An 18,117-nucleotide genomic window follows, 5' to 3' on the forward strand; every position below is an offset into this window, starting at 1 on the left:
CTAAGAATTTTTAAGTTGTTCAAAAAGTTCCTTCTGCTTCTCGGTAAGGTTGGTTGGTAATTTGACTTCATAGGTTACAAACAGATCTCCAAAATGTCCCTCTTTTTTATATACAGGAAAACCTTTCCCTTTTAGCCTTACCGTAGCCCCGCTTTGAGTTTCAGGTTTTACTTTTAGATTAACGCTCCCATCTAATGTATTTACTTTTACATCTCCTCCCAAAACAGCTGTATAAAGGTCCACAACAACTTTAGTTTTAAGATCATCTCCTACCCTTTCAAAATCAGGATCGGCTGAAATATTGAATGTAATGTATAAATCACCGGAAGGGCCCCCATTCGCTCCAGGATCTCCATGACCTTTTAGTTTAATCTGTTGCCCATCATAGACTCCGGCAGGAATTGTAATCCGAACCTTTTTACCATTGATCTCAAAAGTTTGCGGATGTGTTTTTGCAGCATCTTTTAAATGCAAATTAAGTTCGGCCTGAACATCCTGACCTTTAAATTTTCCAGAAGCGCTTCCACGTGAACTTCTTCCAAAGCCTCCTCCACCTTGTCCAAACATGCTTTGGAAAAAATCTGAAAAATCTTCACCTTCTCCAAAATCAGCACCTGAGTATCCACCACCATAATTTTGATTCTGGCTTTGATATTGTCTTTGCTGTTGCTGTGCTTTTTCATACTCCTCACCATGCTTCCAGTTCTCGCCATACTTATCATATTTGCTTCTGTTTTCCGGATTGCTAAGAACCTCATTCGCTTCATTCAACTCTTTGAATTTTCGTTCAGCTTCTTTATCGTCGGGATTAAGGTCGGGGTGCAGTTTTCTAGCTTGCTTTCGGTATGCTTTTTTGATATCGTCCTGAGTTGCATTTTTATCTACGCCCAGAATTTTATAGTAGTCTATATAAGCCATAGAAACGTTTGTTTACTCAAATTTAAAAAAATTAAGCCTGAAAATTATACAATAATATGTTAAAAATAAGTCTATCTTTGATAAAAAGCAGCGCATGAAAGAGGTTTTTAAAAACTACTCAGGAATTATTTTTTTACTTTTTGGGATCATTATAGGAAGTATTATCGGCATCACTACACCTGGTATAGTTGACTATATTAAACCCCTAGGAGATATCTTCCTCAATCTACTTTTTGTAAGTGTAGTTCCACTCGTATTTTTTGCGGTTTCCAATTCAATAGCATCATTAGAGCAACAGTCCAAATTTGGAAAGATCATCGCTGTGATGTCATTTACATTTCTATTTTTCATATTGACTGCAGCTGTTTTTACAATTATTGCCGTTTACCTTTTTCCTATGGCTCCTATTTCAGGAAGTTCACAAATCATATCTGAGGAAGCTCATAATGAAACATGGGGCAATAGAATAGTCAGTTTCTTTACTGTAGGTGAGTTCACTGAACTGTTTTCCCGAAAAAATATGCTCGCGCTTTTAATATTTGCTTTCTTAACAGGCTTTGCTGCTAGAAAAACAGGAGAAGTTGGTCAGCCTTTCAGGCTTTTTCTTGCTTCAGGATATGAAGTAATGAAAGAACTCCTTTTGCTTGTTATGAAGCTTGCACCAATAGGTCTTGGAGCCTATTTTGCTTATCAGGTTGCCACAGTGGGACCACAGCTTTTTGGCTTTTATGGCAGGCCATTGGGTATATATTATGTTGTAGGTACTATTTATTTCTTTGTATTTTTCTCATTATATACTTTTATGGCTAATGGCAGAAAAGGTGTTAAAAGTTTCTGGACGAATGCTCCCTATCCAACGCTCACTGCATTGAGTACTTGCAGTAGTTTTGCTACAATGCCTGCCAACTTACAGGCTGCTTCTAAAATTGGTATTCCCAGCTCGATAGCTAATCTGGTCATTCCGATCGGTACTACCTTACATAAAAATGGTTCTTCTATATCTTCGATCATTAAAATTTATGTGGCTTTTTTAATTATTGGAAAAGACTTTTTTGAGCCATCCAATCTGATTTTAGCATTAGGAATTACTGTTTTTGTAAGTATTGTAGAAGGGGGAATTCCAAATGGAGGTTATATTGGTGAACTTCTAATGATCTCTGTTTATAAATTACCTCATGAAGCTATTCCTGCAGTGATGATTATTGGAACATTGGTTGATCCTTTAGCTACCGTTTTAAATGCAGTAGGAAACGTCGTCGCGGCGATGTTTGTCAATCGGTTCGTGAAGGTAGACAACTGAGAAATTATAACGCAATGAAAATTTTTTTTAGTCTCGCGGATTTTGCAGATTGAGCAGATCTTTATTTTTGTTACAAGATTCCAGTGATTGTGTTTTTAATAGCTTCATCTTTGAAAATAAAGAGTATACGCAATCATCTGCGCAATCCCCTAAATCTGCGAGAATTCAAAGACTTTATTAATCAGTATAAATTTGAGTATCAATAAAGCCTATTCACTCCGCTTTACGGGTTGCAGGTTTTCATATTCTTCCGCAGTGAAGAGTTTATAATGAACTTTAAATGTTTTTCCTAATGGGGTTTCAAGAGAAAAACCACCTGGACCAAAACCATCTGTCACATCTAAAGTAAAATGGGAATATTTCCAATATTCAAACAGATCACGATCAATCCAGAATTCATGTCCATTGATTGTCCCAATCATAGCATCATTCATTCTTGGAAAGAATCCCCCTTTTTCAAAACACTGTGGTTGGGTTCCTTCACAACATCCTCCAGCTTGATAGAACATCAAATCGCCATATTTTTTTTCCAACTCCCAGATCACTTCTAATGCTTTTTCGGTAGCAGATAGTCTGGATATTTTTGTTTCCATTTCATTTAGTTTTAGTTAATCAAAGATGTAATTCTCTTATGTTTTTAAAATAGAAGAGAATTAAAAAAGACTTCTTATCATTTAAAAAAACCTGACAAAACAATTGTGTCAGGCTGCATTAAACTTAAAATATTAATCAAGGGTTGTAGTATCAATCATTTAACCATCTCATCGAATCACTCTAAAAGGTGACCGCTTTGCCCCACTGTTGAAGCAGGACAAGTCGGCACACCATGGTGTTAAAAAAATTAGAAGAACCCTAATTTGCTTTTGTTGTACGAGATCAACATATTTTTAGTCTGACGATAATGATCCAACATCATTTTGTGGTTTTCTCTACCAATTCCTGACTGTTTGTATCCTCCAAAAGGTGCGCCTGCCGGATAGGAATGATATTGGTTTACCCAAACTCTTCCTGCCTGAATCTGGCGTGGAACATTGTATAACTGATGAGCATCTCTTGTCCAAACCCCAGCTCCAAGACCATAAATGGTATCATTTGCAATTTTAATTGCTTCTTCTTCATCTTTGAAAGTCGTGAAAGCCAATACAGGTCCAAAAATTTCTTCCTGGAAGATTCTCATCCTATTATTTCCTTTAAAAATTGTGGGTTGGATGTAATATCCACTTTCTAAACCTTCCCCTACATTATTTACATCCCCACCCACAAGAACTTCAGCACCTTCTTCTTTTCCTAATTTAATATAGGATAAGATCTTATCTTTCTGGATCTGAGATGCCTGAGCACCCATCATCACTGTTTTATCTAAAGGATTACCAACTTTAATAGCTTTTACTCTTTCAATTACTTTTGCTATGAATTCATCTGCAATATCTTCCTGAACCAATAATCTGGAAGGGCAGGTACATATTTCCCCCTGATTGAGGGCAAAAAGAACAGCCCCTTCAATCGCTTTATCTAAAAATTCATCGTCTGCATCCATTACAGAACTGAAGAAAACGTTCGGTGATTTCCCACCCAGCTCTAAAGTAACCGGGATAATATTCTCTGTTGCATACTGCATTACCAAACGTCCTGTAGCTGTAGAACCGGTAAAAGCTGCTTTTGAGACTTTTGGATTTGTTACCAAAGCTCTTCCTAACTCTGCACCGAAACCGTTTACAATATTCACCACCCCTGCCGGTAAAAGATCACCGATAATCTCCATTAAAACCATAATAGAAATCGGAGTACTTTCTGCTGGTTTTAAAACCACACAGTTTCCGGCGGCCAATGCCGGAGCTAATTTCCAAATAGCCATCAAGAGAGGAAAATTCCATGGAATGATCTGCGCAATTACCCCCAAAGGTTCATGAACGATTAAAGAAACGGTATCTTTATCCAGTTCATTATGAGAACCCTCTTCTGCACGGACTACTGAAGCAAAATATCTGAAATGGTCTATTGCCAAAGGTAAATCAGCAGCTAAAGTTTCTCTGACTGCCTTACCATTATCAATTGTCTCTACTGTCGCAAGATATTCAAGATTTTGTTCTATCCGGTCAGCAATCTTATTGAGTATAATACTTCTTTCTGTTGAAGAAGTATCTTTCCAGGTTTGAAATGCTTTATGAGCGGCATCTACTGCCAATTCTAAATCTTCTTTGGATGAATGAGCCGCTTTGGTAAAATTTTTCCCATTTACAGGTGATACTACATCGAAATATTGTCCATTAACAGGAGCCGTAAACTGCCCGTTAATATAATTATCATATTTATCTTTAAATTCAGGCCACTGTAAGGTGGTTTCTGTTTTTTGTTCTGTAATTGTGCTCATATCTATTTTGTTTTAATTTTTCTATCCAGCCAAATTACACTTCCACAGTAATAACGAATAGCACAATCCTATAAAAAAACTTCAAAATAGTATTCGAAAATAATTTTATTATTTTTTAACAATACCTCCATTTTATATTTTCTTATATTTGATAGAATGGGTTTAAAAATGTTTAGAAATGAATGATAGTAAGTTTTTATTAAATACTCCTGAACTGAAAAAAGAAAATCAGTTAATGAGTCTGGTTGAAAATCAAACAAAATTCAATCTTAACAACTGTGAATTCAGCATCTATGAAACCCATAAAACTGCTTTTGATGTCAAACTCCATTTTGACACGATTGCTTTCACAGCGATGCTACAGGGCAAAAAGCACATGAAGTTGGAAAACAAAACAGGATATTTTGATTATTTTCCCGGACAAAGCATATTGGTTGCTCCCGGAGAAACAATGGTGATTGATTTTCCTGAAGCAGATGAAACACCTTCACAATGTATTTCTTTAAGCCTGAATCCTGATTTTATAGAAGATTCTCTTAATCATTTAAATTACACCTTACCTAAAGTTGATGAAACTTCCCAATGGAATCTTCAACTTGATGAATACTTTCTTTTTAATAATCAATCGCTTGCTTCTGCAACTAACAATATTATGCGAATCGCTATGGATGATAACTCCCAAAAGGATATTATGGCGGACTTTGCATTGAAAGAACTTTTGATACGATTGATGCAAACCCAAGCTAGAAGCATGGTAGAGAAAAATATTGTAAAGAATAAATCAAGAATAGGTTTCGCGGTGGATTACATTAAAAAGAATCTTCACCAGAAGCTATCCATTGACAGCATTGCTAAACTTGCTTATGTCAGCAAATCTAATTTCTTTAAAATGTTTAAAGACGAATTAGGGACCTCACCTAATGATTTTATTTTACAGGAACGAATCAACAGGGCCAAAGAATTATTGGCTAGTCAGAACAGTATTAAAGAGACAGCATACCAGACTGGTTTTTCAGATACGAATTACTTTACAAGGGTATTTAAGCAATTAGTGGGGGTAACACCAAAGAGCTATCAAAATAAGGTTATATTCTTTGAATAACAACCTTCCTTTAGAAATATCAAATGAAACGGTTATTTGTCTTTATCATAATATTACTTTTCATAAGTAATAACTATACTTCTCAAACTTCTATAAACAAATTTGAGTTCTCATCCGATCTGGAGCAAATTTCCTTATGGACAAAAAACAATATGCCTGATCAATTGGGTACTAGAAAAGCGGAAATAATAACTGATAAAGGATCTGTTACTAATGTATCAAACCCAAGATTAATTATTCATCGTCCTAAAAAACCGAATGGTACGGCTATCCTGGTTGTTAGTGGCGGTGGATACGCCCATATCGAATTAGGAAAAGAAAGTACACCAACTGCAAATTGGTTACAATCAGAGGGAGTCACTGCGTTTGAACTAATTTATAGATTACCACAAGAAGGTTGGAAGACTACCAATGTCCCTTTTGAAGATGCTCAAAGAGCTATGCGGATGATCAGAAGTTCAGCCAAAAATTATGGAATTGATCCACACAAAATAGGAATTTTAGGTTTCTCAGCTGGCGGGCATTTGGCTGGAATGATTGCCACACAACCTAATAAGAAGTTTTATAAACCTATCGATTCCAAAGATTCATTATCTGCAAGACCAGATTTTGTAGGATTGATTTATCCGGTGATTTCAATGCTTCCACCGAATAATAAAACCCATGCTTTTAAAAGTATTCTTGGAGTCAATCCATCAACTTCCGAGGAGATAGAATTTTCTGTAGAAAGGCAAGCGAATGCTCATACACCACCAACCTTTTTAGCTCAAGCAATGGATGATCCTATTTCTCCTGTGGAGAATAGTATATTAATGGATAATGCATTAAAGAAAGTGAATGTTCCTGTTGAAATGCATCTGTTTCAGACTGGTGGGCATGGTTGGGGAATGGGAAAGAAAGGGAGTGAGGTTGCGGTGTGGCCGGGGATTTTTAAAGTCTGGGGAGAGAATAATGGATTTTGGAAATAATTACAATAAATAAAATAGCCATGTTTTGAACATGGCTTAATAAATATTAAAAAATTAGTATCCTGGGTTTTGCTGAGCTGCTAATGTAGGGTTTACATTGGTTGTTACCAAAGGAATTGGCCAAAGAAATCTTCTATCTGTATAAGGTATCGCCTGTGTTAAAGATCCACCATAAGGTACTCCAGCCGTATAGCTAGCACTAGGAGGAAATCCATTTGGAACCTTGGCTGGAATTCCAATAGTAGGTGCTATATCATCATTAATAAGCCTGTGAATATCTGACCATCTCACCCCTTCACAACTCAATTCAATTCTTCTCTCTATTAAAATTCCTTTTACCAGATCGGCAGAAGTAGCAAAAGAAGATGCAATATATGCTTCACTACCTGGATTAGCCAATGACCTGTCTCTAACATCATTGAGAAGTTTAAGTGCTGCTTCCTTATTATTAAGTCTTGCATAGGCCTCAGCTGCCGCTAATTTCATCTCAGCAAAGCGAACAATAGGTGAAGCATCTGTATAATTAGTAACATCTTTATACTTTCTTGTAAATCTTGCCCCAGACACTACGGCTGTCTCATCTCTTCTTTTATCTGTTGCTAACCAAGCAGCGTTATTCCATAGGATAGGGCTTATAGCAATCAATGATCTCTGATTAAACTGAGAAGCCAAAGCTCCATTAACCCCAGGGTTATTAACTGCGGTATTATTTAATGAAAATATAGATTCTCTGTTCCCCAGATTGTTATTAAATACGGCAAAAGGATTAGCTTCTAAAGTATACATCGATTCCAATTTTTTATATTCTTCTGTGACCTTTTGCCAGTCTCTCATACTTAGGTATATCCTTATTTTTATAGCAATAGCAGCACCTTTTGTCACTTTGGAAATTTTATCTATTCCTACTCTTTGTGCATTAGTAGGTAAGCTCTCTTCTGCAAAATTCAAATCAGCCAATAATTTATTATAATCTTCAGCAACCGTTTCTCTTCCTAAATTCACCTGTTGCTCTATTGCACCTTCAGTTTCTATTCCTATTGTCCTGTAAGGAACTCCCATTGAAGCTCCATTATCTAATTGGTAAGGTCTTGAAAAATGTTTGAGAAATTCAAAATGAGTGAGTGCTCTAAAAAACAAGACCTCACCTTTATAAATATTTCCTTGTTCCTTAGAAATTACTCCATTAGTTACAGCTTTCTCTACACCATCATTGACAAGATTAGCCCTATTAATTAACCGGTATCCATCAACCCAATAATAAACATTATTAGCTGTTGTTACATCATAATTTGATTCATATGTCAGCTGATAAAAAGCCTGGGTGTTGACTACGTCCTCCCCTCTTGCTTCATTTTGTTGAAAATAAGCTGCTCCAAATACATATCCTCTTGCAAGACCTGAGAATCTGCCAATTTGTGCTGCATTATACACTCCATTTACAGAAAGTTGTATTAACTCAGGGGTTGAAAAAGCACTAGTTGCATCAACACTATTAAAGGGTTTTGTATCTAATATTTCCTGTGAGCAAGAGTTAAGCCCGAGTACTCCAATAACCAGTATTATATATATATTTAATTTTTTCATTGTATTTGTATTTGAATTTTATAATGTAACATTTAAACCTACTGAAAATACTCTCTGCCTTGGAACTCCGTTATAATCTATTCCATTAATTTGCATTTCGGGATCTGCTCCCGAATATTTAGTAATAATAACAGCATTTTGTGCCTGAATATACAGTCTTAGCTTTTGAATATTTAGTTTATTCAGAAAGTCCTTATTTAAGCTATACCCTAGGGTAATATTGTCAAATTTGATAAAATCACCTTTTTCAATAAATCTACTGTTTGATACTGAAGGCCCATTTACCCCAGGATCATTGGAGGACCATAATCTAGGTGTCCATCCATCTCCCGGATTATCCGGACTCTGCCACCTACCAAGAATTTCAGTTGAATTGTTTACAAAAAATTGGCTTAACATCTCTCTTCTTGTAATATTCATTATATAATTTCCACCACTAAACCTTACAAGAGTACCAAAATCAAAATCACGATATCTCATTGAAAGGTTAAAAGCTCCAAAATATTTAGGAATAGTATTTCCTAAGAGTTGATTTTGGGGTGCAGCACCTACTTCATCCATTTTAGAAGGGTTATTAGGATCAAACACAAAATAAGAATTATTTGGAATATTTAATTGTACTAACGAACCGTCTAAACGATGATAAACGGGATTACCATTAGTCGGGTTTACTCCCCAATATTTTACTCCATATAATTGATTCATAGTGTAGCCTTCCTTATGTATCCTATAATTTAGATCTATATTATTCCAGTCTGGATTAGTTGGAAATATATCTTTTCCATCATTCAGCCTAGTAATTCTGTTATTAATTAAAGAAAGGTTAGCATTAATATTAATTTCAAAATTATCATTCTTTATTGGCGAATAGTTTACTGAAAATTCCCATCCTTTATTTTTCGCAGCTCCTATATTAGCACTGTATTCGTTATCCGGAATACCTAAAGAGGGGTCCACCGATACTTTCTGAATCATCTCGTCAATATTATTAATAAAGTAATCAACATTTATCCTCACTTTATTTTTAAACAATCCGAAATCTACACCATAATCAAACTTTTCACTTCTCTCCCATCTCAAATTATCATTTCCCATTTGAGAATATCCAATACCGTTTAAATCCCCATACTTAGATGTTCCATATAAAGATAAATAAGGATAATTTCCGATATTGCTATTACCTACTCTACCATAAGAAGCTCGCAATTTAAGATCGTTAATAACATCTTTGGCTCCTTTAAAGAAATTCTCATTGCTGACATTCCAGCCTAACGAAGCACCTGGAAAATAACCAACACGTCCTCCAACTGGAAGAGACGAAAGATCATCTCTTCTTATTATCCCTTGGAAAAAATATCTTTTCCCAAAGTCATAATTAAATCTTGCAGCATAAGAAATTAATGCAAAATCTGTTTTACCCCCTCCCGAAATAGGAGTACCATAAGAACCACTAATGACATTACTATTAAAAAAAGAATTGGCTAAATCTGTTCCTCCTCCAAAAAATGAACTTAGAACTTCTTTTTGATACTCATTAACTAAGGTAACTCCTACTTTGTGTTGACCAAAGGTTTTATCAAAAGTTAGAACATTTTGGAAATTATATCTTTCAAAAGTTGAATTATTATTTTGTATTCTACCCTTACTTCCTACTCCATCACCATGAAAAGCATTATAATAAAGTAATCCTTCATTTTGGGATCTATCAGCACTTATCTGAAGTCTATAATTAAGATATGGTAAAATCTTTGCATCTGCATAGATATCTCCCAAAACTCTTAATACTTTAGATTCAAATCTATTAGTTTTTAAAACATAAAGGATGTTAGGCAAATTATTGGCGATATACTCTGTATTTTGTCCTTTCCCTACAATAGTATTACTTCCTACAACATCAATATTATAGCCAAATGGACCATTAGAATCGTAAATAGCAGTATTAGGAAGCTGTTTTACAGCATTTGAAATAGCTCCTGAAAGTCCATTTGTAGTATTATTTAATCCTTCATAAGCTGTCCGGGTCACTCCTAAGTTAACACCAACCTTCAACCAATTATTTACTTCTTGATTCACATTAAAACGAGCTGAAAACCTTTCCATACCATTACTTAAGATAATACCATCTTGTTTCGTATATCCAACCGAAGCGAAATAAGATCCCTTTGCCATTCCTCCTTGAAGAGAAATATTATGATCCGTTTGAGTAGCTGTTCTTAAAACCGCTTTTTGCCAATCTGTGTTTAAAGTATTCCCCACAGCCCATGGAGCTAACCCTCTATTACTACGTTTCTCATTAGAAATTGCAAGAAAATCTGGTGTTTGTAGTAGATTGAATCGCTTCGCAGCATCTGCAAAACCGGTATAAGTGTTATAATCTAGTTGAAACCTACCTTTTTTTCCTTTCTTTGTAGTAATAATCATTACTCCGTTTGCCGCCCTTGATCCATAGATTGCTGCTGCTGCACCATCTTTTAGTATTTCAATACTTTCAATATCTGAAGGATTAATATCTGCAAGAGCGTTATTAGGTGCATATCCCCCGGTATCTCCAGTAAAAATTGGCATCCCATCTAAGATGATTAACGGATATGTACCCGAGTTAATCGAATTAACTCCACGAATACTAATGTTAGGTGCTGCTCCTACAATACCTGTATTAGTGGTAACATTAACACCAGCTGCTCTTCCAGCTAATTGGGATTCAAAACTTGGAGTAACCAAACCTGCTATTTCACTGGCTTTAACCTGCGAAACAGATGCAGTAACTTCACTTTTCTTCTGAGTTCCATATCCAACCATCACTACCTCTTCTATTTTCTGCTCTTTGGTGGCTGTATCTTTTAACACTTTTTGAGCATGCACAACTTGCCCTGTAAAGAATAAAGCTGCAGTGGTTATCATGCATAATTTTACATTCATGTTTTTTTTATTTAGTATTATGGTTGTAAATATGTTAATTAATATTAACACAAACAATATATAATATATTGAAAAACAACACTTTAATAAAAATAAAATTCATTAATGTAAAAACAATTAAAATAAATTTGTCTTAGTATTTTTTGTAAGAATTAAAAAAATCCAACCAAAAATGTATTTGGTAAAATATTTTTAAATAATTGGTAAAAAATAAAAATATCACAATCATTACATAAATAAGCTAATCATATTAATAAATTAAATTCAAAACTCCATATAATTAAATAAAATAAATTCAATTTTAAACAGAAACACTGCTTCCAGGAAGGTTTTTCTACAATTTGATGCCCTTTATTGGCCATTAAAAAGCAAAAAACATCTCTTTTTAGAGATGTTCTACAAAAAATTAACATTTAATTAATAGCTTTTTTAGTACTTATAAGTATAATATCTTGCTCCTTTTGATAAAGGATTTTCAAATTCAATAGAATCCAATCCAAATCCCACATGATCTCGATTTACAGATTCAACTAATTGTTTTCTATGAAGTCTTTCATAAATGTCAAAACTTATAGCTGTTCTGTTTTTCAGATTTTCGAATAAATCCCATTTTGAGACTACACTCTTCCAGTTTGAAGAAATTTTCCCAGCAAAAACTTTAGATTTTGACCCACTTCCGTATCCTAGAAATCCTATTTCCTTTCCAGCTAGATCTTCACCTTCATTGTATGAAATCTGCAATGCTGAAAGTAATGCCATAAATATAGAGGCCGTATACATATTCCCTATTTCGGAAGATGCTCTCTGCGTTCTTTCAATTTTACTATTTATAAATTGAAGATAATCTTCAGACTTAGCTACAATCTTCTGTTCCTCGGGAGTTTCGTAGCTCAATCCATTTTCCAAACTGTAAATTTCAGTAAATACTCTTTTTCCGTGAAAAGCGTACGGAAGGTGAAAGATTAAATATCTCCAGTCTTCATACGGTTTATCCCTGCCAGTGATCTCTTTATAATGAATATATGCTTCTCTGATACGGTCCTGATAACATTGATTAGAATATTGACCATCAAAAACCGGTTCATCCGTAAACACTTCTATTTTATCAGGGAAAGATACCGGAGCATCTGCTAAATCAGTTTTTAAATATTGACGTCTTGGTTTGAAAAAATCGAAAACACTTTCGGTAGCCACTCCCCACTGATTTTCAATTTCTAATAAATCAGGTTGAGAGGAAATTAATAAAGCCACTGCTCCACCCCCTTGCGTATATTCACCTGAAGATGCTAATTCATATTTTGCGTAATCACTTGCAATGACAATTGCTTTTTTACCAGGATTCACTCTTACAAAATCGAGAGAGTTATGCAAGGCGTCAACAGCTCCGACACAAGCAAATGTCATATCTACAACATCACAATTTTTAAAACATCGCTCTCCATATTCTTTTTCCAATACTTTTTCAACCATTTGCATCGCATAAGAGGCTGTAGGTTTTGCGGCATCCAATGCACTTTCGGTTCCCAGATAAATTCTAGCGACCTCTCCAGGATTGATATTATAATCTTTTATTAATCTTAATAATGCTTCTGCTGCGAAAGTAGCCGCATCTTCATGAACATCGGGAAAACCCATTTTATGTAACCCTAACCCTTTTTCTAATTTTGCAGGTTCAATCCCCCTTACTTCCGCTAAATCTTTTATTTCCAAATACAAAGAAGGCACATAATAACTTGCTGCCTCTATTCCAAAACTCATATTATCTAAATTTTATACGAATTTAAAAAAAAGTAAACGTTTAACCTTCGCAATATGATCTAGTTTTTAAAAATTCATTTTCATAATTGGGGAAAAGAAAGAAGCACTTCCATTGTGAAAGTGCTTCTTAATGTATAATACTATTACAATTATTTGTAACTCTCAATCGCTTTATTCAATGCATCTATTTGTTTATTGATGCTTGCTGTGTTCTGGGGATTTTGCTTCAGCAACTCCATTTTTTTGCTGAGACCATCTTTTAAAATTTGGGAGATCATCATTTTAGCCTGAGGATTCTGAGCTACCTGACCTTTCGCCCGATCCATCATTTTAGTGATACTTTCGGTAGCTTCAAGATTGTCTGAAGTCATGATCCAATTGAAACCATCTTCAGCAGATTTTCCTAATTCCGGATTCTGGAATTTAATAAATGGATAAAATGCCGCTATAGAAGCAATATTTGCCATTTGAGAAGTGACTTTATTTTTTACAACTATGGGTAATAACTGCGCTAATAAATCATCAGAAGCTCCTTTTAAATCAATTTTATCCGCTAGCGCGTTAGCTTTAGAAGGATCTACAGTAACTATTGCAGATAAAGAGTTTCCTCTTACAGAATTGGAAACAGCATTAACTCCCTTCTCAAAAATAGGAAGATATTTTTTATCTTTCGTTTTTGCTAAAGCAGCAATAGCAGCACCCTGAACCAAAGTTTTAGGATCGTTTGCTACCAGTTTTTCTACATCGGCAGCTAAAGCTTTTGCTTGCTCAGGATTGGATAAATCCATTAATTCCAGTGCTTTCATTCTCACTCTGAAGTAAGGATCTTTTAAAGCAGCGGATAATAACTTTGTCGCAGTTGGATTCTTGCCAACCTGATCTTTAATTGCTTTCAATGCTGTATATCTGCTCTTAAATTCTTTTGAATTTGTGAACTGCATGAAGCTTTGTTCAGGCGTTTTTGTTTCAGTAATTTCTGATACCAATATCCCATCCGCATTGATATTGATCAAATCCGGAGTTTTGGAAACATCAAAATTAAAAGTATTTTTAGCTTCAGCATTTACCCAAACATTATATCTTTTCGGTTTCCCGTTATCATAAACATCTATTGCCAATGGAAATTGGAAAGGTTGTTCCTGGCTTTGGTTAATCACTAAAGTAACTTGTTTTTTAACAGGTTCGAAAGTATAGGAATAATTCAATTTTGGATTTCCGCTTCCAAAATACCATTGATTAAAGAACCAGTTCAAATCTTTTCCTGAAACCTTTTCAAAAGAAAGTCTTAGCTGATGAGCTTCTCCGTTCTTATATTCATTAGTTTTCAAATAATCATTCATTCCGGCAAAGAAAGCATCATCACCTAAATAGTTTCTCAGCATATGAAGGATACCTCCTCCTTTTTGATAGGTTACCAGGTCAAAAACATCCTCACGGGAATCATAATTGAATCGCACAAGGTTTTTATTAAAATCGGTAGGATTATGTATGTACATACTCACATCACTCATCTGATGATAATCTGCCTGATCTTTACCATATTTATACTCATTCCACAAATATTCTGAATAGTTGGCGAATGACTCATTAACTGTAAGGTTACTCCAGCTTTCTGCTGTCACCAAATCTCCAAACCAATGATGGAACAACTCATGGGCAATCGTATCCTCCCATTTGTTCTCATCGATTAGCTGTCCGGGCTTTTGTAAAATATCACTTCCGTGAAGTGTTGCTGTTGTATTTTCCATAGCGCCACTCACATAATCTCTTCCTGAGATCTGTGCATACTTTGCCCAAGGATAATCATAGCCCATTTTCTTAGAGAAAAACTCGATCATTTCAGGAGTATTTCCATAGATCTGTTTTGCGTAAGGCTCGTATTCCTTTTCTATATAATAATCTACTGGAACATTTCTCCATTTATCCTTAACGATAGCATAATCTCCTACTCCCATAAAGAAAAGATAGGTTGAGTGTCTCTTATCCATTACCCAATGATCGGTCCTCAGTCCATTTGACTCTTTCTGAGAATCTTTTAAAACTCCATTAGAAAGGGTAACATATTTGTCAGGAACAGTCATGTAAATTTCCTGAGTAGTTTTTTGATTCGGTTTATCAATTGTTGGGAACCATGCGGAAGAAGATTCAGTTTCTCCCTGTGTCCAGATCTGGGTTGGTTTGTCAGAATCTTTTCCCTGGGCATTAATGAAATACAATCCTTTTGCATCATTAATCGCAATACTTCCTTCCTGTTTTACTTCATTAGGACGAGAGGTGTATTTGATGTATACTGTATAATCCTGATCTTTCTGATATGTTTTATCTAAATTAATCGTTAAAACATCATCTTTATATTCATATTTTAAAGGAGACCTTTTACCATTATTATCTAAAGCAACCTCATGGATCAACATACTTTTTGCATCAAGCACCAATTGGTTGGTTGGATAAAAATAAGGAGAAGCAGTCAGCCATTCCTCACCACCCATTTGCTCTTTCTGATAATCAAAATTTACTTTTAGTTTTGTGTGCTTTAGTTCTGTTACTTTAGTATGTGTGGCTCTGTACACCTTTTCCCTGCCTGAAGTTTCAGTTTGTGCAGATAGGTTTCCAGAAAAGAAAATTGCTAGTACCGCAATCGATAAAATGGCCTTTTTCATCCTTATTTAATTTATTATTATTTAGAATTATTTTTTGTTAAAATCTCAAAAATATCATTGACTAGTGTTTCATAATCGCCCTTTTTAAGTTGCTCTTTTGTTTTCGCAAAGGCTTTTTTCAATTCACTTTCCGGGTTTTCTTCGTCTATGATCTCCACAGAAATAACTCCCTTTAATTGCAGAATGGCATTTTGCAATAATTCGAGATCTACTTTTTGATCAGTATGTATTTTTAAATATTTCATTTTTTACTCTTTTGTAAATAAGATATTATTACCTCCTTGTAAAAGAACAAGTTCTTTTTTCGTTGGGTTAAAGTTAATAACAATTCCTGCTGTATCAAATTTAAAACTTGTTTTAGAAGTTGCTTCTAAAGGAAAAGCTCCCTGGCCTGTTGCCTGGGCCATTAATACTTTATCTTTAACAAAAACACTGATTTTCATAGGCATTTTTGCTGTAGCATATGTCCCTGTAAATTGCTGAAGTTCACTTTCAGAAAGATGGATAACTGTAAAACTCGGAATTTCAAAATCCCTTCCATAGGCTGCACTTAGAGCTGCAATAGAAATATTGTTGTTTTCAAAATTACTTTGATTGGTAATCATCGCGAAAGTCCTTTCCCCATCTGGAAAGTAATACAGTACCGAACTGAAATGATCAATTCCTCCATTATGCCCAAACCCTTTTTTTCCCGCAAAAGGAACTTCTGCCAATCCAAAACCATAATGCTCTTTAAATGTAAGCATTTTTTCCAGACTTTCCTTTGAGATTAGTTTCCCGGAAGTCAGCCCATTCATAAATATAATCAATTCAGAAGGGGTAGAAACCAGATTTCCTGCACCTATAGGAACAGACATATCTGTTTCAGAACTTTTTACATATTTACTATCGGCATAAGTATATGAGTTAGCCATATTTTTTGAAGGATCTATCTTCCCTCCCACTTTTGTGTATTTTAATTGTAGTGGCTTACCAATATATTCCTCGATTATTTGAGCGTAAGGTTTTTTGTAAATTTTCTCTAAAATAAAACCCAATAAAGAATAATTTGAATTGCTGTAACTGAATTTGGCATCCGGCTCAAAATCGGAACCTGCTTTTTGAATAATATCTATAAGCTTTTCCTCTGAAATAGGCAGTTGATAATATGTACTATACAAACCATCATCAGTAAAATTATGAATTCCACTTCTGTGATTCAAAAGATATTCTATTTTGATCTTTTCTGCATTTTTTATTTGTGGAAAAAACTGGCTTAAATTAGTATCGAGGGTTAATTTTTTACTCTCAACAGCCTTCATGATCAAAACTGCAGTGAAAGTTTTTGAGATGGAACCGATTCTGTAAATTGTACTGATATCAGCTTTTTTCTGGTTTTCTACGTCGGAAAATCCAATTGCATTGGAATAAATTACTTTTCCATGATCTGCAATAGCAAAGCTACCCATCACCTTATGTTCGTTATCCAGGACTTTAAAATAATTATCCAGTTTTTCCTTATCAATATTTTGACTAAAACTAAGGTTAAAAGCTCCTATGGAAACACAAAAAAATATTTTTTTAAACATACTAATGAGATTTCATTAATAGGTAGTGAAAATAAGAGACTTGTTACATATCTAAACCTTTATCTGGTCGGATATTCATCAGGAAAAATATCATTGGTCTCCAATTCTCTTGTGATTTCAATTTCATCACTGAAAAGAGTATCTTTTTTAAGATAATTAAGAATAAATTCTTTGTTTGCAGGATTTCTTAAAGACAGTAGTTCTTTGAGATATATGCGCTTTGAAATACCAACTAAAGTATCATTTTTAATGATTGAGATGAATTCTTTTTGTAAGGCATCAATATAGTCACTCTTATGCCAATGACTTAAGTAAATAGCTGCGAAAATTTCATGATTCTTAAAAGCTAAAGTCTCAATTCTTTTTCGATAATTTTTAGGAAAATTTTTATATCTAAATACCTCTAATAAAAGGCTTTTTGGTGAATTTGGATTAAAAATAATAATGCTGTCAAGCTTTTTCAACAACTGATCTGATTGTCTGTTCTTAGCAGGCAAAGAATAACAATATTTATGATACAAAGGTTCAGCAGGGTTTAGATCTCCTACCAAACAACCGTTCTGTGTATGAATTGTGGTTTTTAAATTTAAAAAATTTGAAAATACCTTATCAATCAGCTCTGGTTTTCTTTCCAAAAGTCCTACAGATGCATAAACAGCTACTGTCTTGTTTCTATTATTAATAAGTGATAAAAGCTCATCCTCTGAAGCCAGTTGAACCAACTTTTTGAAGTTCTCTGCATTGGCTGGTTTCTCTACACTCTTTCCCATCACATCAGTCTGGTAAGTATTTATGCGGGAAATTCGTGTCACAATATTTCTTAAATGTTGAGGTACTCGTAATGTATCAAAAATAGCATCTTTAGAATTATCCCAAGTATCTATCAAAAGGTCAGAATATACAGGCTCTTTCTCTTTTTTACAACTAAAAAGAAAAATCGCAGAAATTATGATAATAAAAATCTTAGAA

Annotated in this window: 13 protein-coding genes; 3 read left to right on the forward strand and 10 right to left on the reverse strand. The window is 34.5% G+C overall.

Features of this window, described 5'->3' with window-relative positions:
* A complete protein-coding gene (locus tag JHL15_RS17420) occupies positions 1-918 on the reverse strand; it encodes a DnaJ C-terminal domain-containing protein (RefSeq protein WP_200247832.1) in 918 nt (305 codons plus the stop codon).
* Positions 919-1,012: 94 nt separating this feature from the next.
* On the opposite strand from JHL15_RS17420, the gene JHL15_RS17425 reads away from it, so the two are divergent.
* A complete protein-coding gene (locus JHL15_RS17425; protein ID WP_200247834.1) occupies positions 1,013-2,218 on the forward strand; it encodes a dicarboxylate/amino acid:cation symporter in 1,206 nt (401 codons plus the stop codon).
* 209 nt (positions 2,219-2,427) lie between these two features.
* On the opposite strand, the gene JHL15_RS17430 is transcribed toward JHL15_RS17425, so the two are convergent.
* Positions 2,428-2,811 (reverse strand): DUF779 domain-containing protein, encoded by a 384-nt coding sequence (locus JHL15_RS17430; protein ID WP_200247836.1) that lies wholly within the window; start codon positions 2,809-2,811, stop codon positions 2,428-2,430.
* Between the two features lie 248 nt (positions 2,812-3,059).
* Positions 3,060-4,589: an aldehyde dehydrogenase family protein gene (locus JHL15_RS17435; RefSeq protein ID WP_200247838.1), complete on the reverse strand. Its 1,530-nt coding sequence runs from the start codon at positions 4,587-4,589 to the stop codon at positions 3,060-3,062.
* Between the two features lie 178 nt (positions 4,590-4,767).
* On the opposite strand from JHL15_RS17435, the gene JHL15_RS17440 reads away from it, so the two are divergent.
* Together JHL15_RS17440 and JHL15_RS17445 are read left to right on the forward strand one after the other, a co-directional pair.
* The gene (locus JHL15_RS17440; RefSeq protein ID WP_200247841.1) at positions 4,768-5,691 is read left to right on the forward strand and encodes an AraC family transcriptional regulator; all 924 of its coding nucleotides are present in this window, start codon (positions 4,768-4,770) and stop codon (positions 5,689-5,691) included.
* A gap of 23 nt (positions 5,692-5,714) precedes the next feature.
* On the forward strand, positions 5,715-6,659 hold the full coding sequence (locus tag JHL15_RS17445; RefSeq protein WP_200247843.1) for an alpha/beta hydrolase: 945 nt from the start codon (positions 5,715-5,717) through the stop codon (positions 6,657-6,659).
* 54 nt (positions 6,660-6,713) lie between these two features.
* Here JHL15_RS17445 and JHL15_RS17450 read toward each other — a convergent pair whose 3' ends face one another.
* From JHL15_RS17450 to JHL15_RS17480, 7 genes are all read right to left on the reverse strand, one after another.
* Positions 6,714-8,243, reverse strand: coding sequence for a RagB/SusD family nutrient uptake outer membrane protein (locus tag JHL15_RS17450; protein ID WP_200247844.1), 1,530 nt, complete (start codon positions 8,241-8,243; stop codon positions 6,714-6,716).
* A gap of 18 nt (positions 8,244-8,261) precedes the next feature.
* A complete protein-coding gene (locus JHL15_RS17455) occupies positions 8,262-11,162 on the reverse strand; it encodes a SusC/RagA family TonB-linked outer membrane protein (protein WP_200247846.1) in 2,901 nt (966 codons plus the stop codon).
* Positions 11,163-11,591: 429 nt separating this feature from the next.
* Positions 11,592-12,920, reverse strand: coding sequence for a hydroxymethylglutaryl-CoA synthase family protein (locus JHL15_RS17460; protein WP_200247847.1), 1,329 nt, complete (start codon positions 12,918-12,920; stop codon positions 11,592-11,594).
* A gap of 149 nt (positions 12,921-13,069) precedes the next feature.
* Positions 13,070-15,580 (reverse strand): M1 family metallopeptidase, encoded by a 2,511-nt coding sequence (locus tag JHL15_RS17465; protein ID WP_200247849.1) that lies wholly within the window; start codon positions 15,578-15,580, stop codon positions 13,070-13,072.
* A 17-nt stretch (positions 15,581-15,597) separates the two neighbouring features.
* On the reverse strand, positions 15,598-15,825 hold the full coding sequence (locus JHL15_RS17470; RefSeq protein WP_200247850.1) for a hypothetical protein: 228 nt from the start codon (positions 15,823-15,825) through the stop codon (positions 15,598-15,600).
* A gap of 3 nt (positions 15,826-15,828) precedes the next feature.
* Positions 15,829-17,148 (reverse strand): serine hydrolase domain-containing protein, encoded by a 1,320-nt coding sequence (locus tag JHL15_RS17475; protein WP_200247852.1) that lies wholly within the window; start codon positions 17,146-17,148, stop codon positions 15,829-15,831.
* Positions 17,149-17,207: 59 nt separating this feature from the next.
* Positions 17,208-18,035 (reverse strand): hypothetical protein, encoded by an 828-nt coding sequence (locus tag JHL15_RS17480; RefSeq protein ID WP_200247854.1) that lies wholly within the window; start codon positions 18,033-18,035, stop codon positions 17,208-17,210.
* Positions 18,036-18,117 lie beyond the last annotated feature (82 nt).

The sequence above is a fragment of the Chryseobacterium paridis genome, from assembly GCF_016595215.1.
Lineage (GTDB): Bacteria > Bacteroidota > Bacteroidia > Flavobacteriales > Weeksellaceae > Chryseobacterium > Chryseobacterium paridis.